The sequence below is a fragment of the Streptomyces cahuitamycinicus genome, assembly GCF_002891435.1.
Classification (GTDB): domain Bacteria; phylum Actinomycetota; class Actinomycetes; order Streptomycetales; family Streptomycetaceae; genus Streptomyces; species Streptomyces cahuitamycinicus.
This window is the reverse complement of sequence record NZ_POUC01000018.1, coordinates 25,349-43,579: the sequence shown is the minus strand read 5'-3', so window position 1 is coordinate 43,579 and position 18,231 is coordinate 25,349. Positions and strand designations below refer to the sequence as shown.

At 71.0% G+C, this 18,231-nt stretch carries 13 protein-coding genes; 11 read left to right on the top strand and 2 right to left on the bottom strand.

Annotated features, from left to right (window positions below; all coding sequences use genetic code 11):
• Both C1J00_RS04720 and C1J00_RS04715 read left to right on the top strand, forming a co-directional pair.
• Window positions 1–912: aldehyde dehydrogenase family protein (locus tag C1J00_RS04720; protein WP_146046134.1), on the top strand; the 912-nt coding region annotated here is incomplete at its 5' end.
• A 1-nt stretch (window position 913) separates the two neighbouring features.
• On the top strand, window positions 914–1,900 hold the full coding sequence (locus C1J00_RS04715; RefSeq protein WP_102907758.1) for a D-2-hydroxyacid dehydrogenase: 987 nt from the start codon (window positions 914–916) through the stop codon (window positions 1,898–1,900).
• A gap of 64 nt (window positions 1,901–1,964) precedes the next feature.
• Here the strand turns inward: C1J00_RS04715 and C1J00_RS04710 are convergent, their stop codons facing one another.
• Together C1J00_RS04710 and C1J00_RS04705 are read right to left on the bottom strand one after the other, a co-directional pair.
• Window positions 1,965–3,722, bottom strand: a complete 1,758-nt coding sequence (locus tag C1J00_RS04710; RefSeq protein ID WP_102907757.1) for an ABC transporter permease subunit — start codon at window positions 3,720–3,722, stop codon at window positions 1,965–1,967.
• Window positions 3,723–3,728: 6 nt separating this feature from the next.
• Entirely contained in the window at window positions 3,729–5,240 is a 1,512-nt protein-coding gene (locus C1J00_RS04705) for an ABC transporter substrate-binding protein (RefSeq protein WP_102907756.1), read from the bottom strand.
• Between the two features lie 483 nt (window positions 5,241–5,723).
• On the opposite strand from C1J00_RS04705, the gene C1J00_RS04700 reads away from it, so the two are divergent.
• The 9 genes from C1J00_RS04700 (at window position 5,724) to ftsZ (ending at window position 18,231) form a co-directional block, all read left to right on the top strand.
• Window positions 5,724–7,616 (top strand): peptidoglycan D,D-transpeptidase FtsI family protein, encoded by a 1,893-nt coding sequence (locus tag C1J00_RS04700; RefSeq protein ID WP_102907761.1) that lies wholly within the window; start codon window positions 5,724–5,726, stop codon window positions 7,614–7,616.
• Between the two features lie 193 nt (window positions 7,617–7,809).
• Window positions 7,810–9,330 (top strand): UDP-N-acetylmuramoyl-L-alanyl-D-glutamate--2,6-diaminopimelate ligase, encoded by a 1,521-nt coding sequence (locus C1J00_RS04695; protein WP_102907755.1) that lies wholly within the window; start codon window positions 7,810–7,812, stop codon window positions 9,328–9,330.
• Window positions 9,331–9,358: 28 nt separating this feature from the next.
• Window positions 9,359–10,789: a UDP-N-acetylmuramoyl-tripeptide--D-alanyl-D-alanine ligase gene (locus C1J00_RS04690; protein WP_102907754.1), complete on the top strand. Its 1,431-nt coding sequence runs from the start codon at window positions 9,359–9,361 to the stop codon at window positions 10,787–10,789.
• A complete protein-coding gene (gene mraY / locus C1J00_RS04685; protein ID WP_102907753.1) occupies window positions 10,789–11,880 on the top strand; it encodes a phospho-N-acetylmuramoyl-pentapeptide-transferase in 1,092 nt (363 codons plus the stop codon). Before C1J00_RS04690 ends, mraY begins: the two co-directional genes overlap by 1 nt.
• The gene (gene murD / locus C1J00_RS04680) at window positions 11,862–13,313 is read left to right on the top strand and encodes a UDP-N-acetylmuramoyl-L-alanine--D-glutamate ligase (protein WP_180989404.1); all 1,452 of its coding nucleotides are present in this window, start codon (window positions 11,862–11,864) and stop codon (window positions 13,311–13,313) included. Before mraY ends, murD begins: the two co-directional genes overlap by 19 nt.
• A 135-nt stretch (window positions 13,314–13,448) precedes the next feature.
• Window positions 13,449–14,825, top strand: a complete 1,377-nt coding sequence (ftsW, locus tag C1J00_RS04675) for a putative lipid II flippase FtsW (RefSeq protein WP_102907751.1) — start codon at window positions 13,449–13,451, stop codon at window positions 14,823–14,825.
• Window positions 14,826–14,831: 6 nt separating this feature from the next.
• Complete coding sequence (murG, locus tag C1J00_RS04670) at window positions 14,832–15,929, top strand: undecaprenyldiphospho-muramoylpentapeptide beta-N-acetylglucosaminyltransferase (protein ID WP_102907750.1); 1,098 nt, start codon at window positions 14,832–14,834, stop codon at window positions 15,927–15,929.
• A 25-nt stretch (window positions 15,930–15,954) separates the two neighbouring features.
• Window positions 15,955–16,749, top strand: coding sequence for a cell division protein FtsQ/DivIB (locus C1J00_RS04665; protein ID WP_102907749.1), 795 nt, complete (start codon window positions 15,955–15,957; stop codon window positions 16,747–16,749).
• A 288-nt stretch (window positions 16,750–17,037) separates the two neighbouring features.
• Window positions 17,038–18,231, top strand: a complete 1,194-nt coding sequence (gene ftsZ / locus C1J00_RS04655; protein WP_102907747.1) for a cell division protein FtsZ — start codon at window positions 17,038–17,040, stop codon at window positions 18,229–18,231.

The following is an 18,231-nucleotide window of genomic DNA, read 5'->3' as shown; positions in this document are numbered from 1 at the left end:
CCCCAGACCCCCCTGACCAGCCTCGCCCTCGGCGCGATCCTGGAGGAAGCCGGTCTGCCCGACGGCGTCCTCAACATCGTCGTCACCACCGACGCCGCCGGTGTCGTCGAGCCGCTGCTGCGCGGCGCGAAGATCCGCAAGCTCTCCTTCACCGGCTCCACCCAGGTCGGCCGGATCCTGCTGGCCCAGTGCGCCGACAACGTCATCCGCACCTCCATGGAACTGGGCGGCAACGCCCCCCTCATCGTCTTCGACGACGCCGACCTCGACGTCGCCGTCGAAGGCACCATGGTCGCCAAGATGCGCAACATGGGCGAGTCCTGCTGCGCCGCCAACCGCATCTACGTCCACACCTCCGTCGCCGAGGAGTTCGCCACCCGCCTCGCCGCCCGCATGGCCGCCCTGACCGTCGGCGACGGCACCGAACCCGGCACCGACGTCGGTCCCCTCATCGACGTCGCCGGCCGCAGCAAGGCCCACGACGTCGTCCGCGACGCGGTCAAGCGCGGAGCCACGGTCCTCACCGGCGGCGAACTCCCCGAAGGGCCCGGCTGCTTCTACCCGCCCACCGTCCTCACCGGCGTCTCCGCCGAGGCCGCCATCATCGACACCGAGGTCTTCGGCCCCGTCGCCGCCCTCCTCACCTTCGATGACGAGGACGAGGCCATCGCCGCCGCCAACGACACCGAATTCGGCCTGGCGGCCTACCTGTTCACCCAGAACCTCGACCGCGCCCTGCGCGTCAGCGAGCGTCTGGAGAGCGGCATGATCGGCCTCAACACCGGCCTCGTCTCCAACCCCGCCGCCCCCTTCGGCGGCGTCAAGCAGTCCGGCCTGGGCCGCGAAGGCGGACGCGTCGGCATCGACGAGTTCCTGGAGTACAAGTACATCGCCGTCCCCGTCGGAGCCTGACATGCCCGACCAGCGCCTCGTCGTCCTCTACCGCGGCAACCGGCCCCCCGCCACCGCACTCATCGAACGTCTCGCGGACACCGTCTACGCCACCGAGGAGGAACTGCCCTACCTCCTCCCCGGCGCCGACGCCCTCCTGGCCTGGGTCACCATCACACCGGCCATCCGCGAGGCCTGGCCCGACAACCCCGAGAAGGCACCTCGCTGGGTGCACGCGTCTTCCGCGGGCGTGGACTCCATGCTTTTCCCCGCCCTGGTGGACGATCCGGGTGTCGTTCTCACCAATGCCCGCGGCGTCTACGACCGGCCGACCGCCGAGTACGTGCTCGGCCTGATCCTCGCCCTCGCCAAGGACTTCCCCGGCACCTGGGAGCACCAGCGGCGTCGCGAGTGGCGTCCGCGACCCAGCGACGGCATCACCGGACGCACGGTGCTGATATGGGGCACGGGGCCCATCGGCCGGGCCATCGCCCGGCTGCTGCGGGCCGTAGGGATGCGAGTCTGCGGCGTCGGCCGCAAGGCCCGCACGGACGACCCCGACTTCGGCACGGTCCACGGTGCGACGACGTTGCCCGCGGCCCTGAGGGAGGCGGACTACGTCGTCCTGGCCGCGCCCCTCACCAAGGACACCCGGGGCATGGTCGGCGCCTCCGTGCTGGCGGCCATGAAGCCGGGGGCCCGGCTGATCAACGTCGGCCGGGGCGGACTCGTCGACGAGGAGGCGCTCATCGACCACCTCGCCGCCGGCCGGCTCGCCGGAGCCGCCCTGGACGTCTTCGGCCAGGAGCCGCTGCCGGCCCGGTCACCGCTGTGGGACATGCCCGGTGTCATGATCTCCCCGCACACGGCGGGGGAGACCACCGGCGAGCGGGAGGCGCTCGTCGAGGTGTTCCTCGACAACCTCACCCGGCACGTCGAAGGCCGCCCTCTGCGTAACGTCGTGGACAAGCGGCGGGGCTACGTGGTCGACGAGACGCGCCCCGTCTGAAGACCCGCCCGAAAGGCGAGTAGCAGGCGCCCAGGCCCGTGGACTCCACGGACCTGGGCGCCTGCTACTCGCCTTTCGGGCGTCCCAGCGCGCTGCCCGTCACCGCCAGCACGGAGAGCACCACCAGGGCGGCGGCCGGGCCGAGCACCGTCCAGGGGGCGAGTTCGGCGTACGGCTGGTTCTCCGACAGGAGCCGGCCCCACTCGGGGGTGGGCGGCTGTTCGCCCAGGCCGAGGAAGCCGAGCGAGGCCAGTACCAGGACGGCGGTCGGCAGCCGCAGCAGGGCATTGCGGAGAAGGGCCGGCAGCACCGCGGGGAGCATGTGACGTCGCAGCAGGTGCGGCCGTCCCGCGCCGAGTGCGACGGATGCGGCGATGTGACCGCTCGCGCGTTCCTGTTCGAGCAGCGCGGCCGTCTGGGCGGCGTACGGGCTCCAGCCGACCACGCAGACCGCGCACGCCGCGCCCCACACCGACGGCCCGGTAACGCCCGCGATGAGCAGTCCGGAGAGGACCGCGGGCAGGGTCGACACGACCTCGGTCGGACCGGCGCTCGCCCGCGGCGCCATACCCAGCATGAGACCGGTGATCGCGCTGACCACCGTCACGGCGAGGGCGACACCGGCCGTGCGCAGCGCCCCGTGGCCCAGCCGGGCCAGCAGATCCCGGCCCAGCGCGTCCGTGCCCAGGGGGTGTTCGAGGGACGGCGCCACCAGCCGCGCCGCCGTGTCGACCTGCAAGGGGTCGCGCAGGAGGCCCGCCGTGACGAGGGCGATCAGGACCACCGAACATGCCGCGGTGATCCAGCGCAGGGAACGCGGCGGGACGAGCGGGGGCCGGTGCAGGGTCGGCAGGGCGCCGTCGCGCAGGGGGCGGCCGAGGAGCGCGTGGCGCAGGGCCCGGATCAGGATGCCGGCGCTCACGCCGAGCAGGACCAGCGCCAGGGTCGCGGTCTGGAGCACCGGGAGGTCCTGCGCCACGGCGGCCTCCAGGGCGAGCCGGCCGAGCCCCGGGATGTTGAAGATCTTCTCCACCGCGACCGCACCGCCGACGAGGGCCACGACGGTCGGCAGCAGCTGCGGCAGTATGCCGGGCAGGGTGCGGCGCAGCGCGTTGCGGGCGATGTTGCCGGGCGGGAGCCCGACGGCGTACGCCGTGCGCGCCCACGGTTCGTGGAAGGCGGCGGGCAGCGCCTGGTCGAGCATGCCGCCGAGCATCGCGCCCGACGGGATGCCGAGGGCGAGCGAGGGCAGCACCATCGACTGCGGCCCCTCCCAGCCGCTGGACGGGAACCACCCCCACCAGACCCCGCACACGGTCGCCAGCACCGAGGCGAGCAGGAACTTCGGCAGGGCGGCCAGCACGGCGGCCGTCGTGCCCGCCCGGTCCTGCCGCAACCGTCGCCGGGAGCCGAGGAACACGGTGCGGGCGCACACCAGCGCGGCGACCAGGACGGTCACCGCGAACGCGCCCAGCATCAGCGTCAGGGAGACCGACAGGGCCGTCCCCGCCTGTGGCATGACCGGTGCGCCGGAGACCCATGAGACGCCCGCGTCCCCGCGCGGCAGGCCGGCCAGCCAGTGGCCGAGGTGGACCAGCGGGCCCTGGTCCAGGCCCAGTTGGTCGCGCACGGCGGCGAGTTCCGCAGGTGTGGGGTTCTGGTCGGCGGAGCGCGCCCGCAGCACCGTTCGGGCCGGGTCGGCACCGGACAACCAGGGGAGCAGCGCCACGGCGCCGAGCAGTGCACAACCGGCGAGCACACGGCCGGCCGCCGCCGGCCAGAGGGACGGGCGTGCGGCGACGGACGTGCGCGCGAAACTCATACGGGCTTACTTGAGGCGGGTGTCGACGTCGATCAGGGACCGCTCGCGCGGGTCGAGGATCACGCCCTCGACATCGTCCGCGATGCCCTGAACGGCCTGCTCGTGCACCAGCGGCACCACCGCGTCGGTGCGCAGGATCGCCGCCTCCGCCCGCATGATCTTCTCCTGGCGCCCGGCGGTGTCCCGCTCGGCGGCGGCGGCCCGGATGGCCTTGTCCACCGCGGCGTCCTTCAGCCCGGCGATGTTGTAGACGCCCTCGCTGGTGAAGTCGCTGGCGAGGTAGTCGACCGCGTCGCCGGTGTCGAGGAGCGTCACCCGGGAGAAGACGAGGGCGTCGTACTTCCCGGCGAGGAGGTCGCCCTCCATCTGCGTGTACTCGCGCACGTCCTGCTTCACGGTGAATCCGGCCTTCTCCAGCTGCTGTTGGAGCACGGCCGCGGCCTCGGGCAGCTCGGCCCGGTTGGTGTAGGTGGCCAGCCGCAGCGTCCTGCCCTTGGCCCCGGTCTTGACCTCGGCGGCGGTCGCGGCCTCGGCACGGCCCGTCACCTCGGTGCGCTTGCCCGCCGCCCAGGGGACGGCGGGCCCGAACAGGCCCTGCGCGGGGTCGGCGTAACCGCCGAAGACGGAGTCGACCAGCGCGGAGCCGTCGACGGCCTGACGGGCGGCGGCGCGCAGCCCGGCGTCGGTGAACAGGCCGCTGCCGGTGTTGAGGATCAGGCTGTCGGTGCGCACCGAGGGGACCTCGTGCCGGGTCTTCTTGTCGAGCAGCTTGGCCTGGGCGGTCGGGATCCACTCGGCGACGTCGGTCTCGCCGCCGCGCAGTGCGTTGGCACGGGCCGTTCCGTCCGCGATCCAGCTGACGTCGATGCCGGGCGCCTTCGCCTTGCCACCCCAGTAGCCGTCGAAGCGGTCGAGGGTGGCCTTGCTCTTGCCGCTCAGCCGGGTGAGTTCGAACGGACCGGTGCCGGTGCCGACAGGGCTGGCGGAGCCGTCCTTCGCGTACGCCTTCGCCGACAGGATCGCCAGTGCGGGGCTGGCCAGTCGCAGCGGCAGCACCGGGTCGGGCGACTTGGTGGTGAGGGTGACGGTGTCGGCGTCGTCGGCCTTGGCGGTCAGTGACACGTCGCTCAGCACGCGGGGCTTGGGCTTGGCCGCGCTCGCGTGATCGAGTGCGTCGACGACGGCCCGGGCGGTGAGCTCGGTGCCGTCCTGGAACTCGGCCTTGCGCAGCTCGAAGGTCCAGGTGGTGTCGCCGTCCTGCTTCCAGGACTTCGCCAGAGCGGGCTTGGCCGTGCCGTTCTCGTCGAGCGCGGTGAGGCCCTCGGCAACGGACAGCTTGCTCAGCACGGTGGCGTCGTTGCTGTACGGGGACAGCGCCTGCACCGGCGGTACGGCCAGCGCGACCCGGAGCCGCCCGCCCGACCCCGCCCCGGTGTCGCTGTCGCCGGGCGCGAAGCAGCCGGTCAGCACGGGGGTGAGAGCGAGCGCCGCTATGAGGCCGCGGGAGGTGGTGCGCATGTCGGATCCTGTCGTGCGGGAGGGCGGGCAGGCAACTGCGGCCCGGTCCGGGGCTTGATCGGCGTCGCCAGCATATAAGGGGAGCCTTACCGAACCCTCAACCGGGTAGGTGAAATCTCAACGACTGGACGGTCGCGGTGCGAACGACGGCCTCTCGACCCGTACCGCATGCTGACCGCGACCGATCCGGACACGGGCGAGCGTTACGGCTTCCTGGCCGCCGTACCCGAGGCACGCGAGGTGGACGACTTCCTGCTGCGCCCACCGACGCAGCCCCTCCTCGTACCGGCGCGCGAGGTGCTGTGGCGGCGCGTGGCACATCTGGCGTACGCCTCCCTGCTGCCGTACGCCCACAAGTCGTACGGCAGACCGGCCCCCGCACCAGCCACCGTCACCCGTCAACTGCGCCTCGCGGGCCTCCTGCTGCGCCGCGTTCCCGCACGTGTGCGGTGGCAACTCCCACCCAAACACATCCTGTGGGCCATGGCGAGGCTCGGCCCCGGCGCCCGTCCGGCACGGAGGCCGGGGCAGGCCCGTCCGGCGGCACCCGGGCCGCTGCGGCTCGGCAGCCCCCGCCCCCGCCTGCGCCTGGTCGGACTCGCCCTGACCCTGGTCCTGGCCGCCTTCGTCGTGCGGCTCTTCCAGGTGCAGGCCGTCGACGCGAGCACGTACGCCGCCAAGGCCGAGCAGAACCGCTACGTCGGGCAGGTGCTGGCCGCGGACCGGGGCGAGATCACCGACCGGTCCGGCGTGGCCCTCGCGACCAGCGAGGACGCCTACGACATCACCGCCGACCCCACGATGTTCGCCCCGAAGATGCTGAAGATCGGGGACGGGCCCGAACGGGCGGCGGCCCTCCTAGCGCCGATCCTCGGTCAGGAGCAGGAAGACCTGGTCGAGAAGCTGCGCCCGAAGAACAAGGCCCTGCGCTACGTCAAACTGGCCTCCCGTCAGACTCCGCAGGTCTGGAAGCAGATCAAGGACCTCAAGTCGGCGCTCGCCAAGAAGGCGGAGACGGACAAGTCCACGCCCAACGTCCTCTCGGGTGTGTTCTCCGTCGCCACCAGCAAGCGCGTGTACCCCGCCGGCGACCTCGCCGCCGGGATACTGGGCTGGGTCAACGGCGAGGGCAAGCCCGGCGGCGGCATCGAACTGCAGCTGAACAAGCAGCTCGCCGGCAAGGACGGCAAGATCCGCTACGCCCAGTCCGGCGGCCGTCTCGTGCCCACCGCGGGCTCCACCGAGACACCCGCCGTCCCCGGCAGCGACGTCGAGCTCACCATCGACCGCGACATCCAGTGGGCCGCCCAGAAAGCCATCAGCGACCAGGTGAAGGAGTCCGCGGCCGACCGCGGCTACGTCATCGTCCAGGACACCCGCACCGGGCAGATCCTGGCCATGGCCAACTCGCCCGGCTTCGACCCGAACGACCTGTCGGACGCGGACCCGGCCGCCCTCGGCAACGCCGCCCTCCAGGACGCCTTCGAGCCCGGTTCCACCGCCAAGGTCATGTCGATGGCGGCCGTCCTCCAGCAGAACGCCGCCACACCGGGGACGCATGTGGTCGTGCCCAACCGGCTGCACCGCGGCGACCGGCTCTTCAAGGACGACATCGACCACCCGACCTGGTACCTGACGCTCAACGGCGTCCTCGCCAAGTCCAGCAACATCGGCACCATCCTCGCCACCGGGCAGCTCGGCAAGACGCAGGCCCAAGCCAACAAGGTCCTCTACGACTACCTGCGCAAGTTCGGCCTCGGCAGCTACACCGGACTCGGCTTCCCCGGCGAGACCAAGGGCATCCTCGCCCCGCCCGACAAGTGGTCGACCTCGCAGCAGTACACGATCCCTTTCGGCCAGGGCGTCTCCATCAACGCCATGCAGGCCGCCTCCGTGTACTCGACCATCGCCAACGGCGGAGTCCGCGTCGAACCCACCCTCGTGCGCGGCACCAAGGGACCCGACGGGCGCTTCACGCCGGCCCCCAAGCCCGCGAAACACCGGGTCGTCGACGCCAAGACGGCGAAGACCCTCGCCCGGATGCTGGAGTCCGTCGTGGACGACGAGGAGGGCACCGGCACCAAGGCGCGCATCCCCGGCTACCGCGTCGCGGGCAAGACGGGCACCGCGAACCGCGTGGATCCGGCCACCGGCAAGTACAAGGGCTACACCTCGTCGTTCGCCGGGTTCGCGCCCGCCGACAAGCCCCGCGTCACCGTCTACTGCGCCATCCAGAACGCCACCCAGGGCAGCTACTTCGGCGGTCAGATCTGCGGACCCGTCTACAAGAAGGTCATGGAGTTCGCACTGAAGTCCCTCCAGGTCCCGCCGACCGGCGCCCAGCCCGCGAGGATGCCCGTCTCCTTCAAGCCGTGATCAGGGCGGACACGCCCTGATCAGTACTCAGCCCCACCGAGCCACCAGGACCGCCTCCGTGACAACGATCACCCCCGACCCCGGCAACGAGAGCAGCCCCAGCCCCTCACTTCGCCCGGAGGCGGGTACGCCCGGTACGCTCACCGCCGTGCCACACGCTGATCAGTCCCAAACCACCCAGAAGGGCCATCCCGTGACATACCCCGGGCCGCCCAGGCCGGTGCAGGTCTCCGCCACACCCCTCGCGGAACTCGCCGATCAGCTGGGTGCTTCCACGCCGCAGAACGCCGCCGAGGTCACGGGCATCACCCATGACTCACGCGCCGTGCGCCCCGGCGACCTGTACGCCGCCCTCCCGGGGGCCCGGCTGCACGGTGCCGACTTCGTCGAGCAGGCCGCGAGCCTCGGCGCCGCCGCCGTGCTGACCGACCCGACCGGCGCCGAGCGCGCCGCCGCGTCCGGACTGCCGGTGCTGGTCGTCGACGACCCGCGCGGGCGGATGGGCGAGCTGGCCGCCACGATCTACGGCCACCCCGGCCGGGACCTGCTCCAGATCGGCATCACCGGCACCTCCGGCAAGACCACCACCGCCTACCTCGTCGAGGGCGGCCTGAAGACGATCCGGTCCACCGGATTGATCGGCACGGTCGAGATGCGCATCGGCGACGAGCGCATCAAGTCCGAGCGCACCACCCCCGAAGCCACCGATCTGCAGGCCCTGTTCGCGGTCATGCGCGAACGCGGTGTCGACGCGGTGGCCATGGAGGTCTCCAGCCACGCCCTGGTCCTCGGCCGGGTCGACGGCTGCGTCTTCGACATCGGCGTCTTCACCAACCTCAGCCCGGAGCACATGGAGTTCCACTCGGGCATGGAGGACTACTTCCAGGCGAAGGCGCAGCTGTTCACCCCGAAACGGGGCAAGCTCGGCGTGGTCAACGTCGACGACGAGTACGGCCGCAGGCTGGCGAAGGAAGCCACCGTCCCGGTCGTCACCTACTCCGCCGAGGGCCACCCCGACGCCGACTGGCGCGCCGAGGACGTCGAGGTCGGCCGACTCGACTCGACGTTCACCGTCATCGGCCCCAAGGGCGAGCGGATCACCGCCAAGTCGCCGCTGCCGGGCCCGTTCAACGTGGCCAACACCCTCGCCGCGATCGTCGCCCTCGCCGTCGCAGGCCTCGACCCGCAGGCCGCCGCCGACGGCGTCGCCGCCGTGCCCGGCGTCCCGGGCCGTCTGGAGCGCGTGGACGCGGGGCAGCCCTACCTCGCGGTTGTCGACTACGCCCACAAGACCGACGCCGTCGAGTCCGTGCTGCGCGCCCTGCGCAAGGTCACCGAGGGCAAGGTGCACATCGTCCTCGGCTGCGGCGGCGACCGGGACAAGACCAAGCGCGAGCCCATGGGCGCCGCCGCGGCGCGGCTGGCCGACACCGCCACACTGACCTCCGACAACCCTCGCGGTGAGGACCCTCTCGCGATCCTCGCCACGATGCTCCAGGGCGCGGCGTCCGTGCCCGCGCACGAGCGCGGCGAGGTGCAGGTCTTCGAGGACCGGGCCGCCGCGATCGCCGCCGCCGTCGCCCGCGCCGAACCAGGCGACACCGTGCTGGTGGCGGGCAAGGGCCACGAGCAGGGCCAGGACATCGCCGGGGTGGTCCGTCCCTTCGACGACCGCCAGGTGCTCCGCGAAGCCATCCAGAAGACCCAGGGATGAAAATCCAGAAGACCCAGGGGATGAACTTGTGATCGCCCTCTCCCTCGCCGAGATCGCAGAAGTCGTCGGCGGGCAGACGCACGACATACCGGATCCGTCCGTCCAGGTCACCGGCCCGGTCGTCCGGGACTCCCGCGAGGCGGGGCCGGGCAGCCTGTTCGTGGCCTTCGCCGGGGAGCGCGTGGACGGCCACGACTTCGCGGCGGCGGTCGTCGAGGCGGGAGCGGTGGCCGTGCTCGGCACCCGGCCCGTCGGCGTGCCCGCGATCGTCGTGGACGACGTCCAGACCGCCCTCGGCGCCCTCGCCCGGCACGTCGTACGCCGCCTCGGCGCCACCCTCGTCGCCCTCACCGGTTCGGCCGGCAAGACCAGCACCAAGGACCTCATCGCGCAGGTGCTCGGGCGCAAGGCCCCGACGGTCTTCACGCCCGGCTCGCTCAACAACGAGATCGGGCTGCCGCTGACCGCGCTGAGCGCCACCGAGGAGACCAGGTTCCTGGTCCTGGAGATGGGCGCCCGCGGCATCGGGCACATCCGTTACCTCGCCGGCCTGACACCCCCGAAGGTCGGTCTCGTCCTCAACGTCGGCAGTGCCCACATCGGCGAGTTCGGCGGCCGCGAGCAGATCGCGCAGGCCAAGGGCGAGCTCGTCGAGGCCCTGCCGTCCGAGGCCGAGGGCGGTACCGCGATCCTCAATGCGGACGACCCTTACGTACGGGCCATGGCCACCCGTACGAAGGCGAAGGTGCTCCTTTTCGGAGAGTCCGGCGAAGCGGACGTCTCCGCCGAGAACGTGCGACTCACGGACACCGGACAGCCCTCGTTCAGGCTTCACACACCCTCCGGTGCAAGTGATGTGACCATGCGCCTGTACGGTGAGCACCACGTGTCGAACGCGCTCGCCGCGGCCGCCGTCGCCCACGAGTTGGGCATGTCCGCTGACGAGATCGCCGTGGCGCTCTCCGAGGCGGGCTCCCTCTCCCGCTGGCGGATGGAGGTCACCGAGCGCCCGGACGGCGTGACGGTCGTCAACGACGCCTACAACGCGAACCCCGAGTCCATGCGAGCCGCTCTGCGCGCGCTCGCGGCGATGGGCAAAGCCTCACAGGCAAAGGGGGGCCGTACGTGGGCGGTGCTCGGCAAGATGGCCGAGCTCGGGGACGAGGCTCTCGCCGAGCACGACGCGGTCGGGCGGCTCGCCGTCCGGCTCAACGTCAGCAAGCTCGTCGCGGTCGGTGGCAGGGAAGCCGCCTGGCTGCAACTGGGCGCATATAACGAGGGTTCGTGGGGTGAGGAGTCGGTGCACGTGTCCGACGCACAGGCGGCGGTCGACCTGTTGCGCAGCGAGCTGCGCCCGGGGGACGTCGTGCTCGTGAAGGCGTCCCGTTCGGTCGGTCTCGAGAGCGTGGCGCAGGCGCTCATGGAGACCGGTGCCGAGGGTGAGGTTTCCGCCCGATGATGAAGCAGATCCTGTTCGCAGGAGTCATTGGTCTCTTTCTCACGCTGGTCGGCACCCCGCTGCTGATCAAACTCCTCGCACGCAAGGGCTACGGCCAGTACATCCGCGACGACGGCCCGCGCGAGCACGCCAGCAAGCGCGGTACGCCGACCATGGGCGGCATCGCCTTCATCCTGGCGACGGTCGCCGCGTACTTCCTGGCCAAGGTGATCACGGGGTATCTGGACCCGGACGTCGACGCGGCGCCGACCTTCTCGGGTCTGCTGGTGCTCGGCCTGATGGTCGGCATGGGTCTGGTCGGCTTCCTCGACGACTACATCAAGATCGTCAAGCGACGCTCGCTCGGTCTGCGCGCCAAGGCCAAGATGGCCGGCCAGCTGACCGTCGGCATCGCCTTCGCGGTGCTGTCGCTCCAGTTCGCGGACAACCGCGGCAACACCCCGGCCTCCACCAAGCTGTCGTTCATCACGGACTTCGGCTGGACGATCGGCCCCGTGCTGTTCGTCGTCTGGGCGCTGTTCATGATCCTGGCGATGTCGAACGGCGTGAACCTGACCGACGGCCTGGACGGTCTGGCCACCGGCGCCTCGGTGCTCGTCTTCGGCGCCTACACCTTCATCGGCGTCTGGCAGTTCCAGGAGTCCTGCGCCAACGCGCAGACCCTGACCAACCCGGGCGCCTGCTACGAGGTGCGCGACCCCCTCGACCTCGCCGTGGTCTCCTCGGCGCTGATGGGCGCCTGCCTCGGCTTCCTGTGGTGGAACACGTCGCCGGCCAAGGTCTTCATGGGTGACACCGGTTCGCTCGCGCTCGGCGGTGTGCTCGCCGGCCTCGCGATCTGCTCCCGCACCGAGCTGCTGATCGCCATCCTCGGTGGCTTGTTCGTCCTGATCACCATGTCCGTGGTGATCCAGGTCGGTTCCTTCCGTCTGACCGGGAAACGCGTCTTCCGGATGGCGCCACTCCAGCACCACTTCGAACTCAAAGGCTGGTCCGAAGTACTCATCGTGGTCCGCTTCTGGATCATCCAGGGCATTTGTGTGATCGTCGGACTCGGCCTCTTCTACGCAGGATGGGCAGCGGACAAGTGACCTCCTCGGAGCCCTTCGACTTCCAGGGCAAGCACGTCACCGTCGCCGGACTCGGCGTCTCCGGCGTCCCGGCGGCCAAGGTGCTGCACGGCCTCGGCGCGAGCGTCACGGTCGTCAACGACGGCGCGGACGAGCGCGCGCGGGCGCAGGCGGCCGAGCTGGAGGCGCTCGGCGTCACCGTGCGCCTCGGCGACGGCGACACGTTGCCCGAGGGCTCCGAGCTGATCGTCACCGCGCCCGGCTGGCAGCCGGACAAGCCGCTGTTCGCGGCGGCGGAGCAGGCGGGCGTGCCCGTCTGGGGCGACGTCGAACTGGCCTGGCGCCTGCGCGGCCCCGACGCCGCTCCGTGGCTCGCCGTCACCGGCACCAACGGCAAGACCACCACCGTCCAGATGCTGGCCTCGATCCTGAGGGCGGCGGGCCTGCGCACCGCCGCCGTCGGCAACATCGGCGTCTCCCTGCTGGACGCGGTGCTCGGCGAGGAGCAGTACGACGTCCTGGCCGTGGAACTCTCCAGCTACCAGCTGCACTGGGCGCCCTCCCTGCGCGCCCACTCGGCGGCCGTGCTGAACCTCGCCCCCGACCACCTCGACTGGCACGGCTCCATGGAGGCCTACGCCGCCGACAAGGGCCGTATCTACGAGGGCAACAGCGTCGCCTGCGTCTACAACGTGGACGCCACCGACAAGCCGTCCACCGAGGACCTGGTCCGCGCGGCCGACGTCGAGGAGGGCTGCCGGGCCGTCGGCTTCACCCTCGGCACCCCGGCGCCGTCCCAACTCGGCGTCGTGGAGGGCATCCTGGTCGACCGGGCCTTCGTCGAGGACCGGCAGAAGAACGCCCAGGAGCTCGCCGAGGTCGCCGACGTGAACCCGCCGGCCCCGCACAACATCGCCAACGCCCTCGCGGCTGCGGCCCTCGCCCGCGCCTACGGCGTGCCCGCCAGGGCCGTACGGGACGGCCTGCGGGCCTTCACCCCGGACGCCCACCGCATCGCTCACGTGGCCGACGTGGACGGGGTCGCCTACGTCGACGACTCCAAGGCCACCAACACGCATGCCGCACAAGCCTCGTTGGCGGCGTACGAGCCGATCGTGTGGATCGCGGGCGGGCTCGCGAAGGGCGCGACCTTCGATGAACTGGTCGCAGCGTCGGCGAAGCGGCTGCGGGGTGTCGTGCTGATCGGCGCGGACCGCGCGCTCATCCGGGAAGCCCTCGCGCGACACGCCCCGCAGGTACCCGTCGTCGACCTCGAACGGACCGACACTGGGGCGATGCGCGCGGCGGTCCGGGAGGCGCGGAAACTCGCTCAAGCGGGCGACACGGTACTGCTGGCTCCGGCCTGTGCCTCCATGGACATGTTCGCCAACTACAACAAGCGCGGGGACGCTTTCGCGGACGCCGTCCGTGAACTCGGCTCCGCCGACGGCTGACCCGGGTCCGCCTCGCCCGGCGGCGGTGCCGGGCGTACCTGGGAGGGACGCGTGACACGGATGTGGCTGGTGCCCGAGCGGCCAGGGGGCGTGCACCGCGCGACGCTCCCCTCCGGCATGGCGGGGTGAGCCGCGATGCCCACCAGCCGCACCGGACGGCCTGCGACCTCACGTGCCCCCAAGCGCCCCGTCGCGCCCCGGCTCGCGCGCCAGAACCGCGCCCTGAGCCTCTACCTCCGCGCACGCAGCGGCTGGGACCGGCCGCTGACCGCCTACTACCTGATCCTCGGCGGCAGTCTGCTGATCACCGTGCTGGGCCTGGTGATGGTCTACTCGGCCTCCCAAATCACCGCGCTCCAGATGTCGCTGCCCGGTTCGTACTTCTTCCGCAAGCAGTTGCTCGCGGCGGGGATCGGCACCGTTCTGCTGCTCGCGGCCTCGCGGATGCCGGTGAGACTGCACCGGGCACTCGCCTACCCCATCCTCGCGGGCGCCGTCGTCCTCATGGTCCTGGTGCAGATCCCGGGGATAGGGGTGTCGGTCAACGGCAACCAGAACTGGATCTCCCTCGGCGGCTCCTTCCAGATCCAGCCCAGCGAGTTCGGCAAGCTCGCCCTCGTGCTGTGGGGCGCGGACCTGCTCGCCCGCAAGCAGGAGAGGAAGCTGCTGACCCAGTGGAAGCACATGCTCGTGCCGCTGGTGCCTGCGGGCTTCATGCTGCTCGGTCTGATCATGATCGGCGGCGACATGGGAACCGCGATCATCCTCACGGCCATCCTGTTCGGCCTGCTCTGGCTGGCCGGCGCGCCCACGCGGCTGTTCGCCGGCGTGCTGTCGATCGCCGCCGTCCTCGGCCTGATCCTCATCAAGACCAGCCCCAACCGCATGGCCCGGCTGCAGTGCCTGGGCGCCACCGAGCCCCAGTCGGGACCCGTCGACTGCTGGCAGGCCGTGCACGGGATCTACGCCCTCGCCTCGGGCGGAATCTTCGGTTCCGGGCTGGGTGCGAGTGTGGAGAAATGGGGTCAACTCCCCGAAGCCCACACCGACTTCATCTTCGCCGTCACCGGTGAGGAACTGGGCCTGGCGGGGACGCTGTCGGTACTCGCCCTCTTCGCGGCTCTAGGCTATGCGGGTATCCGCGTGGCCGGACGCACGGAGGACCCCTTCGTGAGGTATGCCGCGGGAGGCGTGACCACCTGGATCACGGCGCAGGCCGTGATCAACATCGGTGCGGTGCTCGGTCTGCTGCCGATCGCCGGTGTCCCCCTCCCGCTGTTCTCCTACGGAGGGTCCGCCCTGCTGCCGACCATGTTCGCCATCGGGTTGCTGATCGCCTTCGCGCGCCAGGACCCCGCTGCGCGGATGGCGCTTGCGATGCGGCAACCCCGCTTTGGTAGAAAGCGGGGGGCGGGGGGCCCTGCGCGGACCGAAAGGCCGGCCGGAGCCTCCCGGAGATGGAACACGATGAGACGGCGCGCCTCGGCGGCGCGCTCGTCCGGAGAGCGGTGAATTTCGGTGCATGTCGTACTCGCCGGCGGGGGAACCGCGGGCCACATCGAGCCCGCGCTCGCCCTCGCGGACGCCCTGCGCAGGCAGGACCCGAGCGTGGGCATCACGGCCCTGGGCACGGAGCGCGGCCTCGAGACCCGTCTCGTGCCCGAGCGCGGATACGAACTGGCGCTGATCCCCGCCGTTCCGCTGCCGCGCAAGCCCACCCCCGAACTGATCACCGTCCCGGGCCGGCTGCGCGGCACCATCAAGGCGACCGAGCAGATCCTGGAGCGCACCCGGGCGGACGCCGTGGTCGGCTTCGGTGGCTACGTCGCCCTGCCCGGCTACCTCGCGGCCAAGCGCCTGGGCGTGCCGATCGTGATCCACGAGGCCAACGCCCGCCCGGGCCTGGCCAACAAGATCGGCTCGCGGTACGCCAGCCAGGTCGCCGTCTCCACGCCCGACAGCAAGCTGCGGGGCGCCCGCTACATCGGCATTCCGCTGCGCCGCTCCATCGCCACGCTCGACCGGGCCGCCGTACGTCCCGAGGCCCGGGCCGCGTTCGGCCTCGACCCGAATCTGCCCACCCTGCTGGTCACCGGCGGCTCCCAGGGTGCCCGCCGCCTGAACGAGGTCGTCCAGCAGGTCGCGCCCTGGCTCCAGCAGGCCGGGATCCAGATCCTGCACGCGGTCGGCCCGAAGAACGAACTGCCGCAGGTCCACCAGATGCCGGGGATGCCCCCCTACATCCCGGTAAGTTACCTGGACCGGATGGACCTCGCGTACGCCGCGGCCGACATGATGCTCTGCCGCGCGGGTGCGATGACCGTCGCCGAACTCTCCGCCGTCGGGCTCCCGGCCGCCTACGTCCCGCTGCCCATCGGCAACGGCGAACAGCGGCTCAACGCCCAGCCGGTGGTCAAGGCCGGTGGCGGACTGCTGGTCGACGACGCGGAGCTGACTCCCGAGTGGGTCCAGCACAACGTCCTGCCCGTGCTCGCCGACCCGCACCGGCTGTACCAGATGTCCCGCTCCGCCGCCGAGTTCGGCCGCCGGGACGCCGACGACCTGCTCGTCGGCATGGTGTACGAGGCGATCGCCGCCAGTCGTGCACATCGATAGGACTGTATGACGGAAGGCAGGGAGCGTGGCCGGATCGACCACCGCCGAGCGCGGTGAACGTCAGCAGGAGTCGTCCGGCCCGCCGCCCCGCCTGCGGTCGAGGCGGGCCAGGCTCCGCGCGATCGTCCTCCTGGGCCTCGCCCTGGTCTTCCTCGGCATCCCGACGGCCTGGCTCTTCTACGGCTCCGACTGGCTGCGCGCCGAGGAGGTCTCCGTGTCGGGCACCCGGGTTCTGACTTCCGATCAGGTCGAATCCGCCGCAGCGGTTCCGCTCGGGAAGCCGCTGATTTCCGTCGACACCGGTGCGATCGAGACACGACTGCGCCGGAAATTGCCCCGAATTGACGCGGTTGACGTGGTCCGTTCCTGGCCTCATGGAATCGATCTGAAAGTGGTGGAGCGGACTCCGGTTCTGATTGTCCACCAGGGTGAAAAGTTCGTCGAAGTGGACGATGAAGGTGTCCGCTTCGCCACGGTTTCTGAAGCCCCGAAAGGCGTCCCGGCACTGGAATTGACGCTCTCCCGCTCTGGCTCGGCCGCCGCCAGTCTGCGCCGCTTCGGGGAGTCCCGGCTGGTGCGCGAGGCGGTCGGTGTCGCCCGCGCCGTTCCGGCCGCCGTCGCGCGCGAGACACGGACCGTCAAGGTCCGTTCCTACGACGACATCTCGCTGGAGTTGAGAGACGGCCGCACGGTCGTCTGGGGGAGCAGCGAGAAGGGCACCGCGAAGGCCCGTACCCTCACCGCCTTGTTGAAAGCAACGCCCGATGCGGGGTACTTCGACGTGAGTGTGCCCACCGCCCCGGCGTCATCAGGGAGTTGACGCACATCAGCGCAGGCCAGCACCCTGGTTGGGCAGTGCTACGGCTGATCACATAGGGTGAAAAGAAAAACGGGAGGTTCGGCGTGTTCGTTGAACGTGCGCCACTTGTCGACTTAGTGTCCTGTTCAGAAGACTCCAAGGAACAGACACACTGGTAACCCTAAACTTCAGGGTTAGGGTTCGGGTCGGCGATACGGACCGTCCCATTCGGCATCAGTCGTCGGGTCGCGGGGCGCAGGGCGTCACGTTGATTCGGCGACACGTAACTCGAGGCGAGAGGCCTTCGACGTGGCAGCACCGCAGAACTACCTCGCAGTCATCAAAGTCATCGGTGTCGGCGGCGGTGGTGTCAATGCCATCAACCGGATGATCGAGGTCGGTCTCAAGGGCGTCGAGTTCATCGCCATCAACACCGACGCGCAAGCTCTGTTGATGAGCGACGCCGACGTCAAGCTGGACGTCGGCCGTGAACTCACCCGCGGACTCGGCGCCGGAGCCAACCCGGCCGTGGGCCGCAAGGCCGCCGAGGACCACCGCGAGGAGATCGAGGAGGTCCTCAAGGGGGCCGACATGGTCTTCGTGACAGCCGGTGAAGGCGGCGGCACCGGAACCGGCGGCGCGCCCGTCGTGGCCAACATCGCACGCTCGCTCGGTGCCCTCACCATCGGCGTGGTCACGCGCCCGTTCACCTTCGAGGGACGGCGCCGCGCGAACCAGGCCGAGGACGGCATCGCCGAACTCCGCGAAGAGGTCGACACCCTCATCGTCATCCCGAACGACCGGCTGCTGTCCATCTCGGACCGCCAGGTCTCGGTGCTGGACGCCTTCAAGTCGGCCGACCAGGTCCTGCTCTCCGGTGTCCAGGGCATCACCGACCTCATCACGACCCCGGGCCTCATCAACCTCGACTTCGCCGACGTCAAGTCGGTCATGTCCGAGGCCGGCTCGGCCCTGATGGGTATCGGCTCGGCACGCGGCGACGACCGCGCGGTGGCCGCGGCCGAGATGGCGATCTCCTCGCCGCTGCTGGAGGCGTCCATCGACGGCGCCCGTGGCGTACTGCTCTCCATCTCCGGTGGCTCCGACCTCGGCCTGTTCGAGATCAACGAGGCCGCCCAGCTGGTGAGCGAGGCCGCCCACCCCGAGGCCAACATCATCTTCGGCGCGGTGATCGACGACGCCCTCGGCGACGAGGTGCGGGTCACCGTGATCGCGGCCGGCTTCGACGGTGGCCAGCCGCCCGCCAAGCGGGACAACGTCCTCGGCTCCTCCTCGGCCAAGCGCGAGGAGCCGGTCCCGGCGCGGCAGACCGAGAGCCGCCCGTCCTTCGGATCGCTCGGCAGCGTGACCCCGAAGGAGGACCCGGAGCCCGCTCCGGAGCCGGTCAAGGACATCCCGGTCGCCCCGCCGGTCACGCCGGCGCCGCGGACCTACTCGGACAGCGCGGCCGAGGAACTGGACGTACCGGACTTCCTCAAGTGA